The sequence below is a fragment of the Amycolatopsis sp. N2S4-7 genome, assembly GCF_058119595.1.
In genome coordinates this window covers 7,865,033-7,887,649 of the sequence record NZ_CP172299.1, presented here as the reverse complement: position 1 = coordinate 7,887,649, position 22,617 = coordinate 7,865,033, and the positions used below count along the sequence as shown (strand labels likewise).

Here is a 22,617-nt window from a genome sequence, read left to right as displayed (position 1 = left end):
CTGGACGGACGACTCGCGTACCTGGACGGACGACACGCGTGATTGGCGGGGCATCGGGTGTGACTGGTGGGGCATTGCGGGTGATTGCGGGGGCATATCAGCGGGCATGGCGGGCTCCCAGGACCGGCTGACCGCCTTCGCCGTCGCGGAAGTCCGGGGACCACGGCCAGCGGCCTCGGGCGTCCGCGTGGACCAGTTGCAGCGCGCGGATTTCCGGGCCGTACAACGCGACCGCGAACACCAGGTGCGCCGACGGCTCCGCGAGCGGGACCACCTCGATCAGCGGGCCGCCCCGCAGCGGGATGCGGTCCCCCGGTGACGGGGGCGACGCGTGCAGGGAGTGTTCGGCCATGCCGTTGAGCAGTTCGGCGGCCGCCCGCAGCGACAGGCCCGTCGCGACCAGCTCGGGCAGGCCGAACCCGCTGAGGCCGATCGTGTAGGCCCACGGCGGGTACGGCCCCGATCTCTCCACTCCCTGCACGAGCCAGCCCCGGTCGGCGACGCCTTCCCGGAGCAGTGTCAGGTAATCGGACCGGGACCGGTCCGGGTTGTCGCACTGCCAGCACATCGGTTTCTCCTCCCCCTCGGTGGACTCGCGACCACCGTGCCGGAGGGCACCGACAAAAACTCAGCCCAGCGCTTCGGCCACCGCCGTGCCGAGCCGTTCTGTGGTATCCGTGCCGCCGAGGTCGGGGGTGCGCACCCGGCCCTCGTCGAGCACCCGGTCCACCGCGGTCCGGATCGCTTGCGCGGCAACGGTTTCGCCCAGGTGTTCGACCAGCATCGCGGCCGCCAGGATCTGCGCGACGGGGTTGGCGATGCCTTGCCCGGCGATGTCCGGAGCGCTCCCGTGGACCGCTTCGAACATCGACGGGAATTCACCCGATGGGTTGATGTTGCCGGACGGTGCCATGCCGAGGCCGCCGGTGATCGCGGCCGCGAGGTCGCTCAGGATGTCGCCGAAGAGGTTGGACGCCACCACGACGTCGAGCCGGTCCGGCGCCTGGACCATCCGCGCTGCCAACGCATCCACGTGCATTTGTTCACTGTGGACATCGGGGTACTCGGCCGCGATCTCGGCGAAGATCTCGTCCCAGAACGGCATCGAGTGGATGAGGCCGTTCGACTTCGTCGCCGAGCAGACGCGGGAAGACCGCGTCCGCGCCAGCTCGAACGCGTACCGGATGATCCGCGAAACGCCTACACGCGTGAAAACCGACTCCTGCAGGACGAATTCGTCCGGCCGCCCGGCGTTGTGCCGCCCGCCGATCGCGGAGTACTCCCCTTCGGAGTTCTCGCGGACGATGACCAGCTCCAGCTCCTCGGCCTTCCGCCCGGCCAGCACGGACGTCGTGCCCGGCAGCAGCCGCACCGGGCGCAGGTTGACGTACTGGGAGAACGCGCGCCGCAGCGGGATCAGCAGGCCCCACAGCGAAACGTGGTCCGGAACGCCGGGGAAACCGACCGCGCCGAGCAGGATCCCGTCGAACTCCGAGAGCTGCGCGACGCCGTCGTCCGGCATCATCGACCCGAGCCGGGCGTAGCGCTCGCAGCTCCAGTCGAACTCCGTCCACTGCACCGAGAAGTCGAACCGGGCGGCCGCCCGGTCGAGGACCTTGCGGGCCTCCACCGTGACGTCCACGCCGATCCCGTCGCCGGGGATGCTCGCCAGCCGGTAGGCCTTCACAGGGCCACCGCGATGTACTTGGTCTCGAGGAACTCGTCGATGCCGACCGAGCCGCCCTCACGGCCGAGACCGGACTGCTTGATCCCGCCGAACGGTGCCGCCGGGTTCGACACGATGCCCTGGTTGAGGCCGATCATGCCGGCTTCGAGGGCCTCGGAGACGCGCAGCGCGCGCTTGAGGTCGCTGGTGAAGACGTAGGAAACGAGCCCGAACTCGGTGTCGTTCGCCTTCGCCACCGCCTCTTCTTCGGTGTCGAACGGCGTGATCGGGGCGACCGGCCCGAAGATCTCCTCGTGCGTCAGCCGCGCCTCCTGCGGGACGTCGGTGAGCACGGTGGCCTGGTAGAAGTGACCTGGCCCGTCGACGCCCGAACCGCCGGTCAGGATCCGAGCACCGCGGTCGGTGGCGTCCTTGACCAGTTCCGTCACCTTGTCGACGGCCTTGTCGTCGATCAGCGGGCCGACCACGACGTCCTTCTCCGTGCCGCGGCCCATCGGCAGCGCCTGCATGCGTTCGGTCAGCCGCCGCGCGAACTCGTCGACGACGCCGCGCTGCACGTAGAACCGGTTCGCCGCGGTGCACGCTTCGCCGATGTTGCGCATCTTCGCCTGCATCGCGCCTTCGACGGCCGCGTCCATGTCGGCGTCTTCGAAGACCAGGAAGGGCGCGTTGCCGCCCAGCTCCATCGACGTGCGGAGGATCTTGTCCGCGCACTGCTCCAGCAGCTTCCGGCCGACGCCGGTGGAGCCGGTGAAGGAGAGCTTGCGGGCCCGGCCGTCGCGGATCAGCGGTTCCATCACGCCGCCGGAGTCGCTCGTCGTGACGACGTTGAGCACGCCCTCGGGCAGCCCCGCCTCGGCGAGGATGCCGGCCAGCGCGAGCATCGACAGCGGCGTCTGCGCGGCGGGCTTGATCACCGACGTGCAGCCCGCGGCGATCGCCGGCCCGATCTTGCGGGTGCCCATCGCCATCGGGAAGTTCCACGGCGTGATCAGCAGCGTCGGCCCGACCGGCTGCTTCGTGATGAGGAACCGGCCCGAGCCGTTCGGGGCGGTCGCGTAGCCGCCGTCGATGCGGACGGCCTCCTCGGCGAACCAGCGGAAGAACTCGGCGGCGTAGGCGATCTCGCCCTTCGACTCGGCGAGCGGCTTGCCCATCTCCAGCGTCATGAGCAGGGCGAGCTCTTCCTGGCGCTTCATCAGCAGCTCGTACGCGCGGCGCAGGATCTCGCCGCGCTCGCGGGGCGCCATCTTCGCGAAGTCGGCCTGCGCGGCGACGGCGGCGTCCAGCGCGGCGACGCCGTCCGCCGGCGAGGCGTCGGCGACCTGGCACAGCTCCTTGCCGGTGGCCGGGTCGACCACCGGGAACGTCTTCCCGGACTCGGCGGCGACCCACTTGCCGCCGATGAACAGTTCCTTGCCGACCGCCTCGACGACGCCGGACTCGGTGCTCGCGCTCATCCCGACTGCTCCTCACGTGTTGTCCCGAGGGCCATGCTATGGATATTGTCAACAATCGACAACCCGCAAGACCGACCTAGGAGCCCGCTGCCATGGCCCAGCTATCTCCGCTGCTCAAGCAGGCAACGCCCGTCGTGGTCGACCACGGTGAAGGGGTTTACCTCTACGACGTCGACGGCAAACGCCACCTCGACTTCACCGCCGGGATCGGCGTCACGAGCACCGGGCACTGCCACCCGCACGTCGTCCGGGCCGCGCAGGAGCAGATCGGCAAGCTCGTCCACGGGCAGTACACGACGGTGATGCACAAACCGCTGCTGGAGCTGACGAACCGGCTGGGCGACGTCCTGCCGAGCGGGCTCGACTCGCTCTTCTACGCGAACTCGGGCAGCGAAGCGGTCGAAGCGGCGTTGCGGCTTTCGCGGCAGGCGACAAAACGCCCGAACGTCATCGTCTTCCAGGGCGGCTTCCACGGCCGGACGGTCGCGGCCGCGAGCATGACGACGTCCGGCACCCGGTTCAGCGCCGGCATCGGGCCGCTGATGGCGGGCGTGCACGTCGCGCCGTTCCCCTACGCCTACCACTACGGCTGGGACGAGCAGACCGCGACGAAGTTCGCGCTGCGCGAGCTGGACTACCTGTTCCAGACCGTCAGCGCGCCGAACGAGACCGCCGCGATGTTCGTCGAGCCGGTCCTCGGCGAAGGCGGGTACGTCCCGGCGAACACGGAGTTCATGGCCGGGCTGCGCGAGCGCGCCGACCGGCACGGCATCCTGCTCGTCGTCGACGAGATCCAGACCGGTTTCGGCCGCACCGGCAAGTTCTGGGGCCACGACCACTTCGACGTCTCGCCGGACATCGTCCTCATCGCGAAGGGCCTGGCAAGCGGCTTCCCGCTGTCCGGCATCGCCGCTTCGCAGGAGCTGATGGCGAAGGCGTTCCCCGGTTCGCAGGGCGGCACCTACGGCGGCAACGCCGTTTCGTGCGCCGCGGCGATCGCGACGCTCGAGGTGATCCAGCAGGAGAACCTGGTGGAGAACGCCGCCGAGCGTGGGCGCCAGCTGCTCGAAGGCGCGCGGGTGATCGCGGACAAGACGCCGGCCATCGGCGAGGTGCGCGGGCTCGGCCTGCTGGTCGGCTCGGAGTTCACCACCGCCGACGGCGAACCGGACGCCGCGACCGCGGCGGCCGCCCAGCAGACGGCGGCGAAGAGCGGCTTGCTGCTGCTCACCTGCGGGCCGTACATGAACGTCGTCCGCATGGTGCCGCCCCTCGTCGTCGACGCGGAGCAGGTCGACGACGCGTTGCGCATCTGGGGAGACGTCGTCGCTTCGGTCACGGGGAGCTGACCATGGCCCGGTACATCACGATCACGCTGGACAAGCGCGGGGTTTCCTGTCGGGCCCGGCTGCTGGACGACGAGGCACCCCGCACCTGCAAAGCCGTGTGGGACGCCTTGCCGCAGAGCGGTTCGGCCTACCACGCGAAGTACGCGCGCAACGAGGTCTACACGCTCGTGCCGCCGTTCGCGGAACCCAAGCCGGGACGGGAGAACCCGACGATCACGCCGATCCCCGGCGACGTCGTGTACTTCGGCTTCGAGGCCTGGGAGATCGGCAACCCGGCGTACGGCTACGACGAAGACAGCGAGGCGCACAGCGACCAGGGCGCGACCGACCTCGCGATCTTCTACGGGCGCAACAACCTGCTGATCAACGGCGACGCGGGCTGGGTGCCCGGCAACGTGTTCGCCACGATCGAGGAAGGCCTCGCCGAGATGGCGGCGGCCGCGCAGGACCTGTGGCTGCGCGGTGTCGAGGGCGAGACGCTCTCGTTCGCGCGAGCCTGAATCCCTTTCCCACCACCAGGACGCCGGGTGCGGCTGACGCACCCGGCGTCCTTTTTTACTGGGCTGGACCACTCGAAAGAGTGATCGTCGGAGACTCACCTTTCGTGGCGGGTGATCACCAGATCGAGTTACGCGACTGCCCAGGATGCCGGATCAAGGCCGGCATTACCGAGGGTGATGATCCCTCCGGCTGTTACCCACAGTGGCTGACCGCCGACCAGGGCACCCCGGCGACAAACACGAAGGGATTACGTGTTTAGCATGGGAAGATTCCGGAGCGGGGAACTCTCCCGGGAATAGCTTTTTGACACTTCGCCAGCACGGTGCGAATCTGATTCCGCTCCCCACGGGGAGCACTCCAGGGAATCATGAGTCATTCGACGAGGAGCCATTCCATGCAGATGTTCACCCAGCACGCCCACTACTGCCACGACATCATCACGGGCGCGCTGGCGCACCTGGCGCACGTTCTGGGCTGGCTCGTCTGACGCAGCCGGAACGCCGAGCCCGGCCGCGGGAAACCGCGGCCGGGCCGCTTTCACGCCGACGCGCCCAACTGCCGGAAATCGTCGTCGGAAAGCGCGATTTCGGCGGCGGCGCAGTTTTCCTCGAGGTGCGCGATCGACGACGTACCGGGAATGGGGATCATCACCGGGGAACGGTGCAGCAACCAGGCGAGGGACACCTGGGCGGGTGTCGCGCCGAGGTCGGCCGCGATCTTCCCGAGCGCTCCGCCCGCCGTCGCGTGGTCACCCCGCGCGATCGGCAGCCACGGGACGAACGCGATCCCCTCGCGCTCGCAGTAGCCGAGCACGTCCTCGGACGCGCGGTCCGTCAGGTTGTACCGGTTCTGGACGCTCGCGATCGGCGCGATGGCCCGCGCTTCGGCCAGCTGCGCGACGCTGACCTCGGACAACCCGATCCGGGCGACCTTGCCCTCGTCCCGCAGCCGGGCGAGGGCGCCGATCTGGTCGGCGAGCGGCACCTTCGGGTCGAGGCGGTGCAGCTGCAGCAGGTCGAGGCGGTCGACGCGCAGCCGTCGCAACGAAAGTTCCGCCTGCTGCCGGAGGTATTCGGGCCGGCCGAGCGGCACCCACTCGCCCCGGCTCGGGCGCGCGTGGCCGCACTTCGTCGCGATGAACAGTCCTTCGTACGGGTGGAGCGCGTCGGCCAGCAGCTCCTCGTTCAGTCCCAGGTCATAGGCGTCGGCGGTGTCGAAGAACGTCACGCCGAGCTCCGCCGCGCGGCGCGCGACGGCGGCGGCGCCGGACGGCACGTGGTCCCACTCGGTCAGCCGCATGGCGCCGAACCCCAGCCGCCGCACGGAAAAGCCGTCTTCGAAGGTGTAGGTCGAGGTCATGCCGGAAGCTTCGCCCGCCTCGGCGTCACCCACCAGAGATTTAGCCTGAGCTAAATCCTGGTCGGTAATCGGCTGATCACGCGTTTCATCCGGATTTCATCGACCCTCCCTAACGTCCGCCGGGCAGTGATCAACTGACGGAGGGGACTGCGAAGTGAAAAATCCGAAACGGCTTTCGCTGATCGGCGCGGCGGTGGTGGCGCTCGTCACCGGGCTCGTCACCACACCGGCCGCGCACGCCGAAGACGCGCACTACTACATCCTGATCGGCGGCACCTGCGACGGGAACGCCAACACCTACCAGGACTCCTGGCTGCGGGGCGGGATCCGCAAGGTCGTGCCGTACCCGGCCGGCGCCGCGGGGCTGCCCGGCTGCGACCAGACCCCGATGGACCAGAGCGTCGCGATCGGGCACGAGTCCGCCAAGCGCGTGGTCCAGGAGTCGTTCGCCGAGAACCCGGGCGCCGAGTTCACCGTGGTCGGCTACTCGCAGGGCGCGATCGTGGCGAACCTGGTGCTGAACGACATCGCCGACGACACGCTCGGCGTCGACCGGAGCCGGTTCTCCGCGAAGATCTACGCCGACCCGATGCAGCCGGTCGGACCGCCCGGGCGCGGCATCAGCGCCGTGCTGCCGGCGGGGGCGGGCGCGCCGTCGCCGTTCGGCGGGTACGTGTCGTTCGGGCCGGGCCGGGTGGACTTCGGGGGCATCCCGTTCATCCGCTACTGCATCGAGACCGACGGCGTCTGCCACTTCGACACGATCGAAGCGGCGGGCGGGTACTTCGCGCAGCACCAGTGCTACTGGCAGAACCCGATCATGGCCGACACCCTGGCCAACGGCGTGTACACGAACGCGTCGGAACGCCTGGACCGCCAGAACTGCCGTCCGCCGTGGCCGGTCGGCTGATCTCCTGAAGGGCGGGCGCTCCGGCGCCCGCCCTACCGGCGGCCGAAGAACTCCGCCGCGAAGTCGGACAGCCGTTGCGCTGCAACGGAAAAATAGGCGTCCGCTCGCCAGACGAGGCTCAGGGTGCGATGGCAGTCCGGGACGTCGAGGTGCAGCCAGACGCCCGGGATGTGGGTGGCGCCGCGGGAGTACGCGGGCACCAGACCGACGCCGAGGCCCGCGCCGATGAGGTCTCCGGTGGCGCCGGGTTCGTCGCTCTCGCAGGTGTATGCGGGGCGCAGCCCGGCGGCCGCGAACAGCCGGTCGGCCAGCTCGCGCGGCCAGTAGCCGGGACGGGTGGTGACGAACGGTTCGCCCGCCAGCTCCTCCAGCCGCACCCGTTTCCGCCCGGCGAGCCGGTGCCCGACCGGCACGGCGAGCAGCACCTCCTCGCGCAGCAGTTCCCGCGTCCGCAGGTCCGGGCCGGGCAGCGGCTGGGAGGCGAAGCAGAGATCGACTTCGCCGGTGCGCAGCTGGTGCGCCATCTCCGTGGCCGAGGACTGGTAGAGCCGGATGTCGACGCCCGCGTGCGCCGCGCGGAACTCGGTGACCACCCCGGTGAGCGTGAGCAGGGTTTCCGCGGCGACGGCGATGCTGCCGTGGTCCAGTCCCACGGCGTCGGCCAGCTCGCGGCGGGCGTCGTCCAGCTCGGCCAGCGCCCGGTCGACACGGCGGAGGAAGCCGGCGCCGAACCGGTTGAGCCGCAGCCCGCGCCCCACCCGGTCGAACAACGGCACGCCGAGATCGGCCTCGAGCCGGGCGATCGCGCGGCTGAGGGAGGGCTGCGCGACGCGGAGTTCGGCGGCGGCCCGGCTGAGGTGCTCGCGGCGGGCAACCGCCTGGAAGTAGCGGAGCTGGAGCAGGTCCATTTCATAGCCTTGGAGTCATGATTCGATGCCGTATTCGGTCTTGGACAGCATAGATCCACGGACCTAGCTTCGATCGTGTGATCAAGGCAAGACACCTCGCCCGCGGGTTCGTCACCACGCACGCCATCGCGATCTTCGGCCAGCCGGTCTTCGCCGGCCGCTACCTGACCGGCGACTACGGCATGCTGGCGCTGCACCGGTTCGGCGCGGACCTGGTCTTCTCCCTGGGACTGGCCCAGGTGCTGCTGACGGCGCTGCTCTGGTGGCGCGGCGGCCCGCGGTGGCTGTTCTGGGCGAGCCTGCTGCTGCTCCTCGGCGAGACCGCGCAGTACTTCGCCGGGCTGGCCGGCGCCCTCGACCTGCACGTTCCGCTGGGCGTCGCGCTGGTCAGCCTGGCCGTGCTCGTCCTGGTCGGGGTGTGGCGATGAGCGGGCTGTCCCGGCGCCGGTTCCTCGGCCTGGCCGGCGGCGCGAGCCTCGTCGTGGCCGCCGGGCTCACCGGGCCGCGGCTGCTCGGGCGGGCGGCGGTCACCGGGGAACTGCTGACCAGCGAGGTGCCGCTGCCCGCGCCGTTCCAGGTCCCGCTGCCGATCCCGGCGGTCCTCACGCCGGTCGCGCGCGACGCCGACGCCGACCGGTACGAAATCCTCCAGCGGGCGGCCACCGCGGAGATCCTGCCCGGCCTGCGCACGCCGATCTGGGGCTACCAGGGCACTTTCCCCGGGCCGACGATCGAGTCACGCAGCGGCCGGACGGCGATCGTCCGCCACCGCAACGAACTCCCGGTGCCGACCGTGGTCCACCTGCACGGCGGCCGCACGCCCCCGGAGTCCGACGGCTACGCCACCGACCTCGTGCTGCCCGCCGGTGGCTGGCGCACGGCGCACAAGGGCATGCTCGACCCGGACGCGAAGATCACCCGGGGCGTCCGCGACTACGTGTACCCGTTGCGGCAGCGGGCATCGACGCTCTGGTACCACGATCACCGGATGGACTTCACCGGGCCGGCCGTCCACCGCGGCCTGGCCGGGTTCCACCTCGTCCGGGACGCCGAAGAGGACGCGTTGCCGCTGCCGCGCGGCGAACGGGAACTGCCGCTCATGCTCACCGACCGGGCGTTCGCCGCGGACGGTTCGATGCGCTACCCCTCCCTCGACACGACGCTGAGCGCCGTGCCCGGCGTCGAAGAGCCCTACGCGGCGGGCGTGCTCGGCGACGTGATCCTGGTGAACGGCGCGCCGTGGCCGGTGGCCGGGGTGTCCGCGACGCGGCACCGGCTGCGGGTGCTCAACGCGTCCAACGCCCGCCGCTACGACCTCGCTCTCGACCCGCCACCGCCGGACGGCCCGGCGTTCACGCAGATCGGCTCGGACCAGGGCCTGCTCGACGCGCCGCGCGGGCACGACCACCTGCCGATCGCGCCGGCCGAGCGGTACGACGTCGTCGTCGACTTCGGCCGCTACCCGGTGGGCACCGAGGTCACCCTGGTCAACCGGGCGGGCACCGGCGGCACCGCGCACGTGATGCGGTTCCGCGTCGCCCGTCGCGGCACGGAGGACAGCCACATTCCCGGCCGGCTGAGCGAAATCGACCCGCTCGAGCGCACGGCAGCCGCCGTGACCAGGGACTTCTCCTTCCGCGGCGGGCCGTCGGGCGACCGGCACGGCTGGCTGATCGGCGGGCAGCCGTACTCGCCGTCCCGGATCGACGCCCGGCCCCGCTTCGGTGACGTCGAGATCTGGCGGTTCGTGGCGGACGTGCACCACCCGATCCACCTGCACCTGGTGCAGTTCACGGTGCTTTCCCGCGGTGGCCACGAGCCCGGGCCGTTCGACGGCGGGCTCAAGGACACCGTCGACCTGCGCCCCGGCGAAGCGGTGGAGGTGATCGCCCGGTTCGACGGCTACCGGGGCCGGTACATGTTCCACTGCCACAACGCGGAGCACGAAGACATGGGGATGATGGCCAACTTCGAGCTAACGTGAAAAACCTTCATGGCGGCGTACCGGCGGTACGTACTACGCTGCGGTAACCACAGCAACGGCGCAGAGGAAGAGGCTGTCTATGGGCGACGTGGCGGCACGGCTGGCCGAGATCGTCGGAGACAAGAACCTGCTCACGGGTGAGGCGATCTCCGAGGACTACGCGCACGACGAAGCGCTGACGGCGGAGCCGCAGAAGCCCGCGTACGTCGCGAAGCCGGCAACCGCGGAAGAAGTCTCGGAGCTGCTGAAGGCGGCTTCGGAGTACAACGTGCCCGTGACGGCCCGAGGATCCGGCAGCGGACTTTCGGGGGCCGCGCGGCCCCGGGAAGACGGGCTGCTGATTTCGTTCGAGCGCATGAACGCCGTCCTGGAGGTCGACACCGGCAACCACGTCGCCGTCGTCCAGCCCGGGGTCACGCTCGCCGAACTCGACGCCAAGACCGCCGAAGCCGGCCTCAGCTACACCGTCTACCCGGGTGAGCTGAGCGCGAGCGTCGGCGGGAACGTCGGCACCAACGCCGGCGGGATGCGCGCCGTGAAATACGGCGTCACCCGCAACAACGTGCTCGGCCTGCAGGCCGTGCTGCCGACCGGCGAGATCATCCGGACCGGCGGCAAGACGTCCAAGATCTCCACCGGCTACGACCTCACGCAGCTGATCATCGGCTCCGAAGGCACCCTCGCGCTGGCCACCGAGATCACCGTCAAGCTGCACCCGCGGCTGGCCCACGGCGCCACGGTGCTGGCGCCGTTCGGCGACTTCGGCCAGGTGATGGCCGCCGTGCCGGAGATCCTCTCCAGCGGGCTCGCGCCGCACATCCTCGAGTACATCGACAACCTGACGATGGCGGCGATCGTCTACAACGAGAAGCTCGAGCTGGGCGTGCCGGACAAGGTCCGCGAGACGAGCGAGGCGTACCTCGTGGTGGCGCTGGAAAACCGTGAGACCGGACGGCTCGAAGAGGACATCGAGACGGTCGGGGAGCTGCTCGGCGAGCTGGGCGCGACCGACGTCTACGTTCTCGAAGGCCCCGCCGCGCGCAAGCTCATCGAAGCGCGCGAGAAGGCCTTCTGGACCGCGAAGGCGGCCGGCGCCGACGACATCATCGACGTCGTTGTGCCACGGACCGCGATGCCGCAGTTCATCGCGAAAGCGCGTGAGCTGGCGATGGCCGCGGGTGGTGGCGCGCTCGGCTGCGGCCACGCCGGCGACGGCAACGTCCACCTCGGCATCTTCTGCAAGGACGACGCCAAGCGGAAGCAGCTGCTCACCGACATCTTCGCCTACGCCATGGAACTCGGCGGCGCGATCTCGGGCGAGCACGGCCTCGGCCGCACCAAGGCGCACTACCACCAGGAACTCGAAGACCCGGCGAAGATCGAGCTGATGCGCCGGATCAAGCAGAGCTTCGACCCGGCCGGGATCCTCAACCCCGGCGTTCTCTTCCCTGAAGGAATTGCATGAGCGAGATGAACGGCGCCCAGTCCCTGATCCGCACGCTGGTCGACGCCGGCGTCGAGGTGTGCTTCGCCAACCCCGGCACGTCGGAGATGCACTTCGTCGCGGCGCTCGACACCGTGACCGAGATGCGCGGTGTCCTCGCGTTGTTCGAAGGCGTCGTCACGGGGGCCGCCGACGGGTACGCGCGGATCGCCGGCAAGCCCGCCGCGACGCTGCTGCACCTCGGCCCCGGCCTGGGCAACGGCCTGGCGAACCTGCACAACGCGCGCCGCGCGCACACGCCGATCGTCAACGTCGTCGGCGACCACGCGACCCACCACAAGCAGTACGACGCGCCGCTCGAGTCGGACATCGACGCCATCGCGGGCTCGCTGGAAGGCTGGGTGCGCCGCTCGGAGCACACCAAGGACGTCGGGGCGGACGCCGCCGCCGCGGTCGCCGCCGCGCAGGACGCGCCCGGCCGCGTCGCCACGCTGATCCTGCCCGCCGACGCCTCGTGGGGCGAAGGCGGCGAGACGTGCGCGCCGGTCCCGCCGCGCGTGCCGCAGGCCGTGGACGCGACGACCGTCAAGGACGTCGCCGCGGTGTTCGGCACCGGGGAGCCGGTGGCCCTGCTCATCGGCGGTGGCGCGTGCCGCGAAGAAGGACTGCGCGCGGCCAGCCGGATCGGCGCCGCGACCGGCGCGAAGGTGTTCGTCGAGACGTTCCCCTCGCGGCTCGAGCGCGGCGAAGGACTGCCGGCGATCGAACGGCTCGGCTACCTCGCCGAGCAGGTCGCCTACCAGCTCGACGGGATCAAGCACGTCGTCGTCGCGGGCACGAAGGCGCCGGTGTCGTTCTTCGCCTACCCGGGCAAGCCGAGCGACCTGGTGCCCGAAGGCGCGAAGGTGCACACGCTCGCTTCGGTCGGCCAGGACGTCACGCGCGCGCTGAACGAGGTCGCCGACGTGGTCGCCGCGGACACCGAACCCGTGGTGGCGCAGGCGTCCCGGCCCGCGCTGCCCAGCGGGCCGCTGACCCCGCAGAACTGGGTCGACGTCATCGGAGCGCTGCTGCCGGAGAACGCGATCATCGCCGACGAGGCCAACACGTCCGGCCTGATGCTGCCGATGGCGACGGCCGGCGCGCCGCGCCACGACGTCCTCACGCTGACCGGCGGCGCGATCGGCTACGGCATGCCGGTGGCGACCGGGGCGGCCGTCGCCGCGCCGGACCGGCCGGTGCTGAACCTGCAGTCCGACGGCAGCGCGCTGTACACGATCTCGGCGCTGTGGACCCAGGCGCGGGAGAACCTGAACGTCACGACGGTGCTGCTCAACAACCGCGCGTACGCGATCCTGCGGATGGAGCTGCAGCGCGTCGGGGCGGCGTCGGGCGGCCCGAAGGCGAACGACCTGCTCGACCTTTCGCGGCCGGACATGGACTTCGTGAAGATCGCGGAAGGCATGGGCGTCCCCGCGACGCGGGCGACCACCGCCGAAGAGCTGGCCGAGCAGCTGCAGCGGGCCTTCGCCGAGCCCGGCCCGCACCTCATCGACGCGGTGGTGCCGCCGCTGCTCTGAACCGGACTATCCTCGCCCGATGACCGAGGAACACGCGAGACGCGGAATCGACTTCGACAAGCCGAACGCGGCACGCGTGTACGACTACCTGATCGGCGGCAAGCTCAACTACGCCATCGACCGGGAGTTCGCCGAGCAGATCCTCAAGGTGCGGCCGGAGGCCAAGGACCTGGCGCTGCTGAACCGGCGGTGGCTGCGCCGGGCCGTCCGGTTCGGCGCCGAGCAGGGGATCCGCCAGTTCCTCGACATCGGCTCGGGCATGCCGACCGTGGGGCACGTGCACGAGGTCGTCCAGGCGATCGACCCGGAGGCCCGCGTGGTGTACGTGGACAACGAGCCGGTCGCCGTCGCGCACAGCGAGATCGTGCTGAAGGACAACGAGAACGCGAAGATGGTGCAGGCCGACGCCGAGTTCCCGGACGACGTCCTCGAGCACCCCACGACCGAGCGGCTGCTGGACTTCGGCCAGCCCGTGATGGTGGTGATGGCGGCGTTCGTGCACTTCATCCCGGACGACCGCAACCCGGCCGGGCTGATCGCCGCGTACCTCGACGCGTTCGTCCCGGGCAGCTACCTGGCGCTGTCGTCGGGCACGTTCGAGGGCCAGGGCGAGGAGGTCCGCCGCGCGGCGGAGCTGTACCAGAAGAGCGGTACCGACGTCGTCGCCCGATCGCGTGAGGAGCTGCGGGCGTTGGTGGGCGGCCTCGAGCTGGTGCCGCCGGGGATCGTGTTCACCCCGGAGTGGCGGCCGGACGATCCTTCCGAGGTCGGGGAGCACCCGGAGCAGGCGAGCCAGCTGGCGCTGGTGGCCCGCAAGAACTGACGCTCCGGCCCGGCGCGAGTCGCCTCGCGGCCTGACCGGCGGGTCCCGCTATTCTCGCGGCACACCTGACTCCAGGAGCGGCGGATGAGCGAAGACGAGTACGCGCGGCGGGGCATCGACCTCGACAAGCCCAACGCCGCGCGCGTGTACGACTACATCCTCGGTGGCCAGCTCAACTACGCCGTCGACCGGATGTTCGCCGAACAGGTGCTCGCCGCGCAGCCGAACGCCCGGGAACGGGCGCGGCTCAACCGGCAGTGGCTGCGCCGTGCCATCCGGTTCGGGCTGGACAACGGCATCCGGCAGTTCCTCGACATCGGCTCGGGCATGCCGACCGTGGGGCACGTGCACGAGGTCGCCCACGCCGTCGACCCGGGCGCGCGGGTCGTCTACGTCGACAACGAGCCGGTCGCCGTGGCGCACAGCGAGATCGTGCTGGAAGACAACGAGAACGCGGTCATGGTGTACGCCGACGCCGAGTTCCCGGACGACGTCCTCGACCACGACACCACCGAGATGATGCTCGACCTGGACCAGCCGGTGATGGTCGTGATGGCGCTGTTCGTGCACTTCATCCCGGACGAGCGCGACCCGGCCCGGCTGATCGGCGCCTACCGGGACGCGCTCGCGCCCGGCAGCTACCTCGCGATGTCGTCGGCGACCTACGAGCAGCAGAGCGACGGGACGGCGCGGGCGGTCGAGATGTACCAGAAGAGCGCCAACCCCGTCACGCCGCGCTCGGCCGCCGAGCTCCGGGCGCTGGTCGACGGCTTCGAGATCGTCGACCCGGGCATCGTCTTCATCCCGGAGTGGCGCCCGGACTCCCCCGAGGACGTGCCGGCCGACCCGGCGGAGAGCGGCGGGCTCGCCCTGGTGGCCCGCAAGAACTAGGCGGGCACCAGCTCCGGCGCCGTCCGCGTCTTCGGGACGAGCGCCGCGAGCAGCACGCCCATCAGCGCCGCGAACGCCGCCACCGCGAAGGTCGCGCGGAAGCCGAACAGCGACGGCACGTTCGCGCCGGCGACGCTGATCGTCAGCTGGGCCAGCATCGCCGCCATCACCGCGCTGGAGATCGCCGTGCCGACCGAGCGCATCAGGGAGTTCAGGCCGTTCGCGGACGCCGTTTCGGTGACCGGCACCGAGCCCATGATCAGCGCGGGCATGGCCGCGTACGCGATGCCGACGCCGGCACCGATGATGACCGACGCCGTGATGAGCTCGAGCGCGTTGTCCATCAGCACGATCGCGAACGCGTACCCGGCGGCGATCACCAGCGCCCCGCTCATCAGCGTCGGGCGCGGGCCGAACCGGGTGATGAGCCGCGCCGAGACGGGCGAGAGCAGCATCATCACCAGGCCGTTCGGGGCCAGGGTGAGGCCGGACTCGACCATCGTCTGGCCCAGCCCGTAGCCCGTCGACGACGGCGCCTGCAGCAGCTGCGGGAACGACAACGCCATGGCGTACAACGCGAAGCCGACCATGATCGACGCCAGGTTCGTGAACAGCACCGGACGGCGGGCGGACACCCGCAGGTCGACCAGCGGGTCGCGGCGGCGCAGCTGGTAGGCGCCCCAGCCGAGCAGGATGACGACGGCCGCCGCGGCGAGCCCGAGCGTCGGTGGGCTGGTCCAGCCCCAGGTGGCGCCCTTGACGACCGGCAGCAGCAGGCAGAGCAGCCCGGCGGCCAGCCCGAGCGCGCCGAAGTAGTCGAACGGCGCCGGCGTGCGCAGCGGCGACTCCGGCACCACGGTGAGGATCAGCAGCGCGCAGGCGAGCCCGAGACCGGCCGCGGTCCAGAAGAGCGCGTGCCAGTCGGCGTTCTCGGCGACGACGGCCGCGACCGGCAGCCCGATCGCCCCGCCCACCCCGAGCGTGGCGCTCATCAGCGAGATCGCGCCGCCGACCCGTTCGGGCGGCAGCTCGTCGCGCATGATGCTGATGCCGAGCGGGATCACGCCCATCGCGCAGCCCTGCAGGCCGCGGCCGAGGATCTGGAACGCGAGCGCGCTGGTCGTCGCGGACACGACCGAACCGGCGATGAGCAGCGCGAGGCTGACGAGGATCATCCGCCGCTTGCCGTAGAGGTCGCCGAGCCGCCCGCTGACCGGGGTGATGACGGACGCGGCCAGCAGCGTCACGGTGACCACCCAGGACGCGTCGGCCGCCGAGGCGTTGAGCAGCTTCGGGAAGACCGGGATCAGCGGTACGACCAGCGTCTGCATGAACGACGCGACCAGCCCGCACGAGGCGAGCACCACGACGATCGCGCGACCGGACCGTCCGGGACGGGACACCAGCACACCCCCAGTGTGTAGTTAGTACACATCATGCAACTTCATGCACTGTACCTACGCCCTGTCGAGTTTCCGCCGAACTGGTGATGGACGCCGCTTTCGTCACAGCCTGGCGCGGTTTCGCTGTCGGCGGATCAGGCGGCGAACCCCCGCCTCGCCTCCCTACCCTCGCGGCATGGAGCTCGTCGAGATCACCCCGCGCCTGCACCTCGTCCGGTACGCGTTCGGCCAGGCCTACCTCTGGCAGGACGACGACGGGCTGACGATGGTCGACGCCGGGATCGCCGGGTCCGCGGCCGATACCGCCGCCGCGATCCGGGCCGCCGGGCGCGATCCGCAGGAGCTGCGGCGGGTCGTGCTGACCCACGCCCACGCCGATCACGCCGGCGGCGCCGCCGAGCTGCGTGCCTGGGGCGGCGTCGACGTCCTCGCCCACCGGGCCGACGCGCCCGTGATCCGCGGCGAACAGCCCGCGGCGCCGCCCGTGCTGCTCGACTGGGAACGGCCGCTCTTCGAGGAGAACAGCCCGCGGGCCGGCGGGCTCACCGGACCGCCCTGCGCCGTCGACCTCGAGCTCGAAGACGGCGACGAGATCGCCTTCGGCGGTGGCGCGCGGATCCTCGAGGTCCCCGGTCACACCGACGGCAGCATCGCGATCCACCTCCCCCGCCACGGCGTGCTCTTCACCGGCGACTCGATCGCCCAGCTGGACGGCAAAGCCATCCCCGGCGTCTTCAACACCGACCGGGAGAAGCTGCTCGAGTCCGTCGCCCGGCTGGCCGCGCTCGACGTCGAAATCGCGTGCTTCGGCCACACCGATCCCTTCACCGAAGACGCCGGGAAGAAACTGCGCGCGGCCGCCTAGACTCGCTGTATGTCCTGGTTGCGGCGTTGCGCCGCCGAGCTCGTGGTCTCCGTCGCGGTGCTCGTCGGGACGCTGTTCGCCGTGCTGAGCGACCGTGCCGATCCCCCGCACCACGCCGTCGCCGGGTGGCTGCTGACGATCGCCTGCTGCGCCGCCCTGTTCTTCCGGCGCCGCTACCCGCTGAGCGTCGCCGGGTTCGCGCTGGTCTGCTGCGCCCTCTACTACCCGCTCACCGACCCCGACGGTCTCGTCCTGCTGGCCTTCGCGTACGCGCTCTACAACGCCGCCGCGGCCGGGCGGATCCGCGGGGCCGCGCTGCTGGTCGTCGCGGCGATGGCGGGTGTCACGGCCGGCGAGATCGCCTCACGCTCCGGGCGGCACGTCGACAACTTCGCGTTCTTCCTGATGACCGGCTGGTTCGTCGCCCTGGTCGCCGGCGGCGCCGTCGCGCACTACCGCGCCGAAGCCGAGCGCACGAAGGAGGCCGAGGCCCGCGCGCGGGCCACCGAGGAACGCCTCCGCATCGCCCGCGAGCTCCACGACGTCCTGGGCCACCACCTCGCCCTGATCAACGTCCAGGCCGGCGCCGCGCTGCACCGGCGTGACCCCGGCCAGGCCGAGGAGGCCCTCGGCGCCATCAAGGACGCCAGCAAGACCGCACTCCAGGAGTTGCGCGCGACGCTCGGCATGCTCCGCCAGGCCGACCAGCCGTCGCTCTCGCGGGTCGCGGAGCTGGCCGAGTCGGTCGGCGCGTCCGGGCTGACCGTGCGCACCGAGATCGACGGCGTCGCCAGGGACCTGCCGCCGGACGTCGAACACACGGCGTTCCGCGTGGTGCAGGAGGCGCTGACGAACGTCGCCAAGCACGCCGCCGCGAAGACCGTCGTCGTCCGGCTCGGCTACGGCGCCGACGAGCTGTCCGTGCAGGTCGACGACGACGGCCGCGGCGGCGACGCCCCGCCGGGCAACGGCATCCGCGGCATGGCCGAGCGCACGCGGGCCCTCGGCGGCGAGCTGACCGCGTCCCCGCTGGAGAACGGCGGCTTCCGGGTGCGCGCCCGCCTCCCGGTGCGATGATGGGCCGATGATCCGGGTTCTGCTCGTCGACGACCAGCGGCTGGTCCGCGCCGGCTTCCGGTCCATTTTGGACGGCGAGGACGACATCAGCGTCGTCGCCGAAGCCGCCGACGGGCGCGAGGCGCTGCAGGCCGCGCACGACCACCGCCCGGATGTCGTGCTGATGGACATCCGGATGCCGGTGCTCGACGGCCTCGCCGCCACCCGGCACCTGCTCGAGGACCCCCAGGTGAGCGCCAAGGTCGTCATCCTCACGACGTTCGACCTCGACGAGGACGTCTACGGCGCGTTGCGCGCGGGCGCGAGCGGGTTCCTGGTCAAGGACACCGAGCCCGAGGAGCTGATCCACGCCGTGCGCGTCGTCGCCCGCGGTGACGCGCTGCTGGCGCCGTCGATCACCCGGCGGCTGATCGCGGAGTTCGCCGCGCGGGTCACCCGCCCGGCGCCGCCGCCGGCGCTCGACCGGCTCACCGACCGCGAACGCGAGGTGCTGTCCCTGGTCGCGGCGGGCCTGTCGAACGACGAAATCGCGCGGGAGCTCACGCTCAGCCCGGCGACGGCGAAGACGCACGTCAGCCGCATCATGACCAAGACCGGGATGCGCGACCGGGCCCAGCTCGTCGTCCTCGCCTACGAGTCCGGCGCGGTGACGCCGCGCTGGCTCACCCCCTGAGCCGTACTCCCCCGGGTGTACGGGAGAGGCCTTAGGGGACACCGCCGGGAGCAGGCGAAGTGTCCTCCCCTGCGCGACGCGGAGTAGGGCCGTTTTCACGAATCCTTGTCCACCATGGACACCATCACTCGCCCCACCGGGGGACGGCTGGCCCGGCTGGCCGGCTGGGCACAGCACCACCGGTGGCTCGCCGTCGCACTCTGGGCGCTGGTCCTCATCGGCGTCACGTTCACCTCCCGCCTCGCCGGCGACGCGTTCCACGACGACAACTCGTTGCCCGGCACCGAATCCCAGCAGGTTGTCGATCTGCTGAAGGCGACTCCGCAGTCCGGGGCGAGCGCGCAGATCGTCTTCCAGGCCGACGGCGGGCTGACCACCCAGCGCCCCGCGGTCGACGACGTGCTCGCGCGGGTCGGCACCCTGCCGCACGTGCGGTCGGTGACCGGCCCGTTCGACAGCCCCGCGACCCTCTCCCAGGACGGCCGGATCGGCTACGCCACCGTCGTCTTCGACGCCGCCGCGACCGACCTCGCCTACGACGACATCGTGCAGTTCGCCGACACCGCGAAGCAGGCCGGGCCGGTGCGAGTGGCGCTCGCCGGCGACCCGATCGAGCGGATCTCCGAGAGCGGCGGCCCCGCGGAAGGCGTCGGCCTGCTCGCCGCGCTGGTCATCCTCGTGTTCCTGTTCCGCTCGCTGCTCGCGGCCGGTCTGCCGGTCATCACGGCCGTGTTCGCCGTCGGCAGCACGCTGGGCGTGATCACGGTCGTCTCGCACTACGTCGACATCGCCAGCTACACCTCGCCGCTGATGATGCTGGTCGGGTTCGGTGTCGGCGTCGACTACGCGTTGTTGATCTTCTCGCGCTACCGCACCGAAATCCTCGCCGGACTCGACCGGGACGCGGCCGCCAGGCGGGCGCTCGACACGGCCGGCCGCTCGGTGCTGTTCGCCGGGACGACGGTGATCATCGCGCTGCTCGGCCTGCTCGCGCTGGGGCTCGGCGGCCTGCGCGGGGTCGCCGTGGCGGTCGCGCTCACCGTGCTGATGACGATGCTCGCGTCGGTGACGCTCCTGCCCGCGCTGCTCTCGCTGTTCGGCAAGCGGCTCGAACGCGGAATCCGCCGTCACGCCGCGAAACGGGACCACGGCAAGGCGTGGCGACGGCTCGCCGACGGCGTCCAGCGACGTCCCGCGGCCCCGCTGGCGATCGGCCTGATCGTCCTCTTCGGACTGTCCATTCCCGCCGCCGGGATGCGGCTCGGGTTCGCCGACGCGAGCACCGACCCGGCCGGATCGACCACGCGGCAGGCGTACGACCTGCTGGCCGAGGGCTTCGGGCCGGGCTTCAGCGGCCCGCTGGCGATCGTCGTCGAGGACGGTGACGCCGTCGCGCTGCAGCAGAAGCTCGCGGCGACCCCGGGCATCGCCCGGGTCCTGCCGCCGATGGGCCCGACCGTCCTCGCCTTCCCGACGACGTCACCGCAGGACGAGGCGACCGCCGAACTGGTGACGCGGCTGCGGACCGACGTCCTGCCGTCCCTGCCCGGTCACTACCTCGTCGGCGGCTCGGTCGCGGCCGCGACGGACTTCGCCGGCGCCGTCGCCGACCGGCTGCCGCTGTTCGTGCTGGTCGTCGTCGGGTTGTCGGCGCTGCTGCTGATGGTCGTTTTCCGGTCGATCCTCATCCCGCTCAAGGCGGCGCTGCTGAACCTGCTGAGCATCGGCGCCTCGCTCGGCGTCATGACGCTGGTGTTCGGCGACGGCTGGTTCGGCGCGCAGCCCGGCCCGATCGAGGCGTTCGTGCCGGTGATGATCTTCGCGATCGTGTTCGGGCTGTCGATGGACTACGAGGTGTTCCTGGTGTCGCGGATGCACGAGGAGTGGCGGCGCACCGGCGACGCGCGGCTCGCCGTGCGCGAGGGACTCGCCTCGACCGGCGGTGTGATCACCGCGGCCGGCGCGATCATGGTGCTGGTGTTCGGCGCGTTCCTGCTCGACCCGTCGCGGATGCTGGCGCAGTTCGGCCTCGGCCTGGCGGTCGCGGTGCTGCTGGACGCGCTGGTGATCCGCTGCCTGGTCGTCCCGGCGATCATGCGGCTGCTCGGCGAGCGGGCCTGGTGGCTGCCGCGCTGGCTGGACCGGCGCCTCCCGCACGTCGCGCTCGAGCCCTAGGCCCGCAGCCGCTGCGCGACGGTGGTGGCCAGCCGCCGGGCCGGTTCGCACAACCGGTCCGGCCGCTCGTCGGCCTTCTCGACGTCGACGAGCACCAGTTCGTCGGTCTGTTCGTGCTTCGTGTCGACGTAGGTGCGGAAGACGATCGCGACGGTGCAGCTGGTGTCACTGCGCTCCGCCTGCTGCAGGCGGGCCGGGAACCCGGGCAGCGGCAGCGGATCGCCCTTCAGCTGCTCGGCGGCGGTCCGGTCGAAGATCACCTTCACGACGCCGGGCCGGTCGGTGTAGTCCCAGCGGCAGCCCCAGTTCGCGAAGGACGGGGTCTGCTCCACCGGACCGGCGCCGAGGGCCGACGCGACCGACCCGGAGTCCAGCAGCGCGCAGGCCTCCCGGCCGGCGAGGGAACCGGCCGCCAGCGTGCGCCGCTCGATTCCCTTGTCCCGCAGCTTCGACAGCGCGCTCGCCATGACGGCTTCGGTCATCCCGCACAGGTCGACCTTTTCGTCGCCGTCCTGGTCGGCCTGGACGACCACCTGGGCGTCGTCCGGCAGGAGCAGGATCCGGCTGCAGCTGTCCGGTTCGGCGGGCGGCCGCTGGATCCCGATGGCGCCGTCCTGCTGCACCGGCAGGCCGGGGTCGTCGGCGTCCGAGGCGAACTGGACCCGGACGTCGACGAGGTCCCGGCGGTCGCTCGTGAGGTACACCAGTGCGTCGCAGCGGTTGAAGTTGCCGTAGTGGTCCGACGTCTCCACCCGGCCGTAGTGGCTCAACGCGTCGGCGTAGGTGAACGCGCACGGGTTCGCGGTCCGCGGGTCGCCCAGGAACGTGGCCTCGGGCGGATCCGCGCGAAGCCCCAGGACCGGCACGACGACGAGGAGCACGGCCGCGGACACCGCGCCGGCCCACCGCAGCAGCCGTCTCCTGGCGCGTCGCGCCACCGGCGGGTAGGGATCGTCCGGGCGGGCGATCCAGGCCGCCTCCCTGGTCTCCTTCACCTTGACCCTGACCCGCCGGTAGGTGGCGGCGTTCGCGTGCGCGCTCTGGCGAACCACTTCTTCGTAGAACCAATTCGAAGTAATCAACACCAACACGCCGTCCGACCTGGCGAGGGCCCGTTTCAGCACCTTCGCGTCGAGCAAGCGAGACGCCTTGATGATCGCCCTCGAAGCCACTCCGTGCTCGTCGTAGGCGACTTCCCCCGCGTGCAGGGCAACCCGGACGCGCATTTGCGCCTGCTTCGGGTGCTGGTCGTTGTGCGCGCGCACGGCTTTGGCCAAGGCTTCGGGAAACCGCTCCACGAAAGCCGCTTTGGGCACTTCCGCGGGGACGAGCACGAACAGGCCGTCACCCTCGTCGTCGAGCCGCGAGTCCTCCCAAGGCAGGCCGCAACCGCGGAAAGCCTTTTCCAAGGCCTCGTACAAGCCGCTCCGCAACGCGAGCAGGTCGGGTGTCGTCCTCTCCACAGCGCCGTACTTTTCGACGTCGACCAGGAAGATCGTTTGGTGCACCGGCGAAACCACCCGCAGAC

20 protein-coding genes are annotated in these 22,617 nt (G+C 71.1%); 13 read left to right on the top strand and 7 right to left on the bottom strand.

Annotated elements, in window-relative coordinates:
* Nucleotides 1-97: 97 nt before the first annotated feature.
* From ACH54P_RS37400 to ACH54P_RS37390, 3 genes are read right to left on the bottom strand one after another with little or no spacing between them, the layout of a single operon-like run.
* Nucleotides 98-568: a DUF4262 domain-containing protein gene (locus ACH54P_RS37400; RefSeq protein ID WP_489908004.1), complete on the bottom strand. Its 471-nt coding sequence runs from the start codon at nt 566-568 to the stop codon at nt 98-100.
* A 60-nt stretch (nt 569-628) separates the two neighbouring features.
* Nucleotides 629-1,687 carry a tartrate dehydrogenase gene (locus ACH54P_RS37395; RefSeq protein WP_489908003.1) on the bottom strand — a complete coding sequence of 353 codons (1,059 nt, stop codon included), beginning with the start codon at nt 1,685-1,687 and terminating at the stop codon, nt 629-631.
* Nucleotides 1,684-3,147: an NAD-dependent succinate-semialdehyde dehydrogenase gene (locus ACH54P_RS37390; RefSeq protein ID WP_489908002.1), complete on the bottom strand. Its 1,464-nt coding sequence runs from the start codon at nt 3,145-3,147 to the stop codon at nt 1,684-1,686. Before ACH54P_RS37390 ends, ACH54P_RS37395 begins: the two co-directional genes overlap by 4 nt.
* A 92-nt stretch (nt 3,148-3,239) precedes the next feature.
* Here ACH54P_RS37390 and ACH54P_RS37385 point away from each other — a divergent pair, with 92 nt between their 5' ends.
* Both ACH54P_RS37385 and ACH54P_RS37380 read left to right on the top strand, forming a co-directional pair.
* A complete protein-coding gene (locus tag ACH54P_RS37385; RefSeq protein WP_489908001.1) occupies nt 3,240-4,496 on the top strand; it encodes an aspartate aminotransferase family protein in 1,257 nt (418 codons plus the stop codon).
* Nucleotides 4,497-4,498: 2 nt separating this feature from the next.
* Complete coding sequence (locus tag ACH54P_RS37380; RefSeq protein ID WP_013229621.1) at nt 4,499-4,996, top strand: DUF3830 family protein; 498 nt, start codon at nt 4,499-4,501, stop codon at nt 4,994-4,996.
* Between the two features lie 538 nt (nt 4,997-5,534).
* Here the strand turns inward: ACH54P_RS37380 and ACH54P_RS37375 are convergent.
* On the bottom strand, nt 5,535-6,356 hold the full coding sequence (locus ACH54P_RS37375; protein WP_489908000.1) for an aldo/keto reductase: 822 nt from the start codon (nt 6,354-6,356) through the stop codon (nt 5,535-5,537).
* Nucleotides 6,357-6,510: 154 nt separating this feature from the next.
* Between ACH54P_RS37375 and ACH54P_RS37370 the strand changes: the two genes are divergently transcribed.
* Nucleotides 6,511-7,266, top strand: coding sequence for a PE-PPE domain-containing protein (locus ACH54P_RS37370; RefSeq protein ID WP_489907999.1), 756 nt, complete (start codon nt 6,511-6,513; stop codon nt 7,264-7,266).
* 32 nt (nt 7,267-7,298) lie between these two features.
* Here ACH54P_RS37370 and ACH54P_RS37365 read toward each other — a convergent pair whose 3' ends face one another.
* Nucleotides 7,299-8,174 (bottom strand): LysR family transcriptional regulator, encoded by an 876-nt coding sequence (locus ACH54P_RS37365; protein ID WP_489907998.1) that lies wholly within the window; start codon nt 8,172-8,174, stop codon nt 7,299-7,301.
* Nucleotides 8,175-8,251: 77 nt separating this feature from the next.
* Between ACH54P_RS37365 and ACH54P_RS37360 the strand changes: the two genes are divergently transcribed.
* The 6 genes from ACH54P_RS37360 to ACH54P_RS37335 all read left to right on the top strand — a co-directional run bounded on the left by ACH54P_RS37360 (nt 8,252) and on the right by ACH54P_RS37335 (nt 14,896).
* On the top strand, nt 8,252-8,602 hold the full coding sequence (locus ACH54P_RS37360) for a hypothetical protein (RefSeq protein WP_489907997.1): 351 nt from the start codon (nt 8,252-8,254) through the stop codon (nt 8,600-8,602).
* Nucleotides 8,599-10,158 (top strand): multicopper oxidase family protein, encoded by a 1,560-nt coding sequence (locus ACH54P_RS37355; RefSeq protein WP_489907996.1) that lies wholly within the window; start codon nt 8,599-8,601, stop codon nt 10,156-10,158. Before ACH54P_RS37360 ends, ACH54P_RS37355 begins: the two co-directional genes overlap by 4 nt.
* Nucleotides 10,159-10,237: 79 nt before the next feature.
* A complete protein-coding gene (locus ACH54P_RS37350) occupies nt 10,238-11,623 on the top strand; it encodes an FAD-binding oxidoreductase (RefSeq protein WP_489907995.1) in 1,386 nt (461 codons plus the stop codon).
* A 5-nt stretch (nt 11,624-11,628) separates the two neighbouring features.
* The gene (locus tag ACH54P_RS37345; protein ID WP_489916857.1) at nt 11,629-13,182 is read left to right on the top strand and encodes an acetolactate synthase large subunit; all 1,554 of its coding nucleotides are present in this window, start codon (nt 11,629-11,631) and stop codon (nt 13,180-13,182) included.
* Nucleotides 13,183-13,201: 19 nt separating this feature from the next.
* Nucleotides 13,202-14,005 (top strand): SAM-dependent methyltransferase, encoded by an 804-nt coding sequence (locus ACH54P_RS37340; RefSeq protein ID WP_489907994.1) that lies wholly within the window; start codon nt 13,202-13,204, stop codon nt 14,003-14,005.
* 84 nt (nt 14,006-14,089) lie between these two features.
* Nucleotides 14,090-14,896, top strand: a complete 807-nt coding sequence (locus ACH54P_RS37335) for an SAM-dependent methyltransferase (RefSeq protein ID WP_489907993.1) — start codon at nt 14,090-14,092, stop codon at nt 14,894-14,896.
* On the opposite strand, the gene ACH54P_RS37330 is transcribed toward ACH54P_RS37335, so the two are convergent.
* Nucleotides 14,893-16,305, bottom strand: coding sequence for an MFS transporter (locus tag ACH54P_RS37330; RefSeq protein WP_489907992.1), 1,413 nt, complete (start codon nt 16,303-16,305; stop codon nt 14,893-14,895). The genes ACH54P_RS37335 and ACH54P_RS37330 overlap by 4 nt on opposite strands.
* Nucleotides 16,306-16,474: 169 nt before the next feature.
* Here ACH54P_RS37330 and ACH54P_RS37325 point away from each other — a divergent pair, with 169 nt between their 5' ends.
* The 4 genes from ACH54P_RS37325 (at nt 16,475) to ACH54P_RS37310 (ending at nt 21,089) form a co-directional block, all read left to right on the top strand.
* Nucleotides 16,475-17,164 (top strand): MBL fold metallo-hydrolase, encoded by a 690-nt coding sequence (locus tag ACH54P_RS37325; protein WP_489907991.1) that lies wholly within the window; start codon nt 16,475-16,477, stop codon nt 17,162-17,164.
* A 9-nt stretch (nt 17,165-17,173) separates the two neighbouring features.
* Complete coding sequence (locus ACH54P_RS37320) at nt 17,174-18,241, top strand: sensor histidine kinase (protein WP_489907990.1); 1,068 nt, start codon at nt 17,174-17,176, stop codon at nt 18,239-18,241.
* Nucleotides 18,242-18,248: 7 nt separating this feature from the next.
* A complete protein-coding gene (locus ACH54P_RS37315; protein ID WP_489907989.1) occupies nt 18,249-18,914 on the top strand; it encodes a response regulator in 666 nt (221 codons plus the stop codon).
* A gap of 114 nt (nt 18,915-19,028) precedes the next feature.
* The gene (locus ACH54P_RS37310) at nt 19,029-21,089 is read left to right on the top strand and encodes an MMPL family transporter (protein ID WP_489907988.1); all 2,061 of its coding nucleotides are present in this window, start codon (nt 19,029-19,031) and stop codon (nt 21,087-21,089) included.
* Here ACH54P_RS37310 and ACH54P_RS37305 read toward each other — a convergent pair.
* A complete protein-coding gene (locus ACH54P_RS37305) occupies nt 21,086-22,609 on the bottom strand; it encodes a hypothetical protein (protein ID WP_489907987.1) in 1,524 nt (507 codons plus the stop codon). The two genes, ACH54P_RS37310 and ACH54P_RS37305, sit on opposite strands and share 4 nt — an antisense overlap.
* Nucleotides 22,610-22,617: the final 8 nt, after the last annotated feature.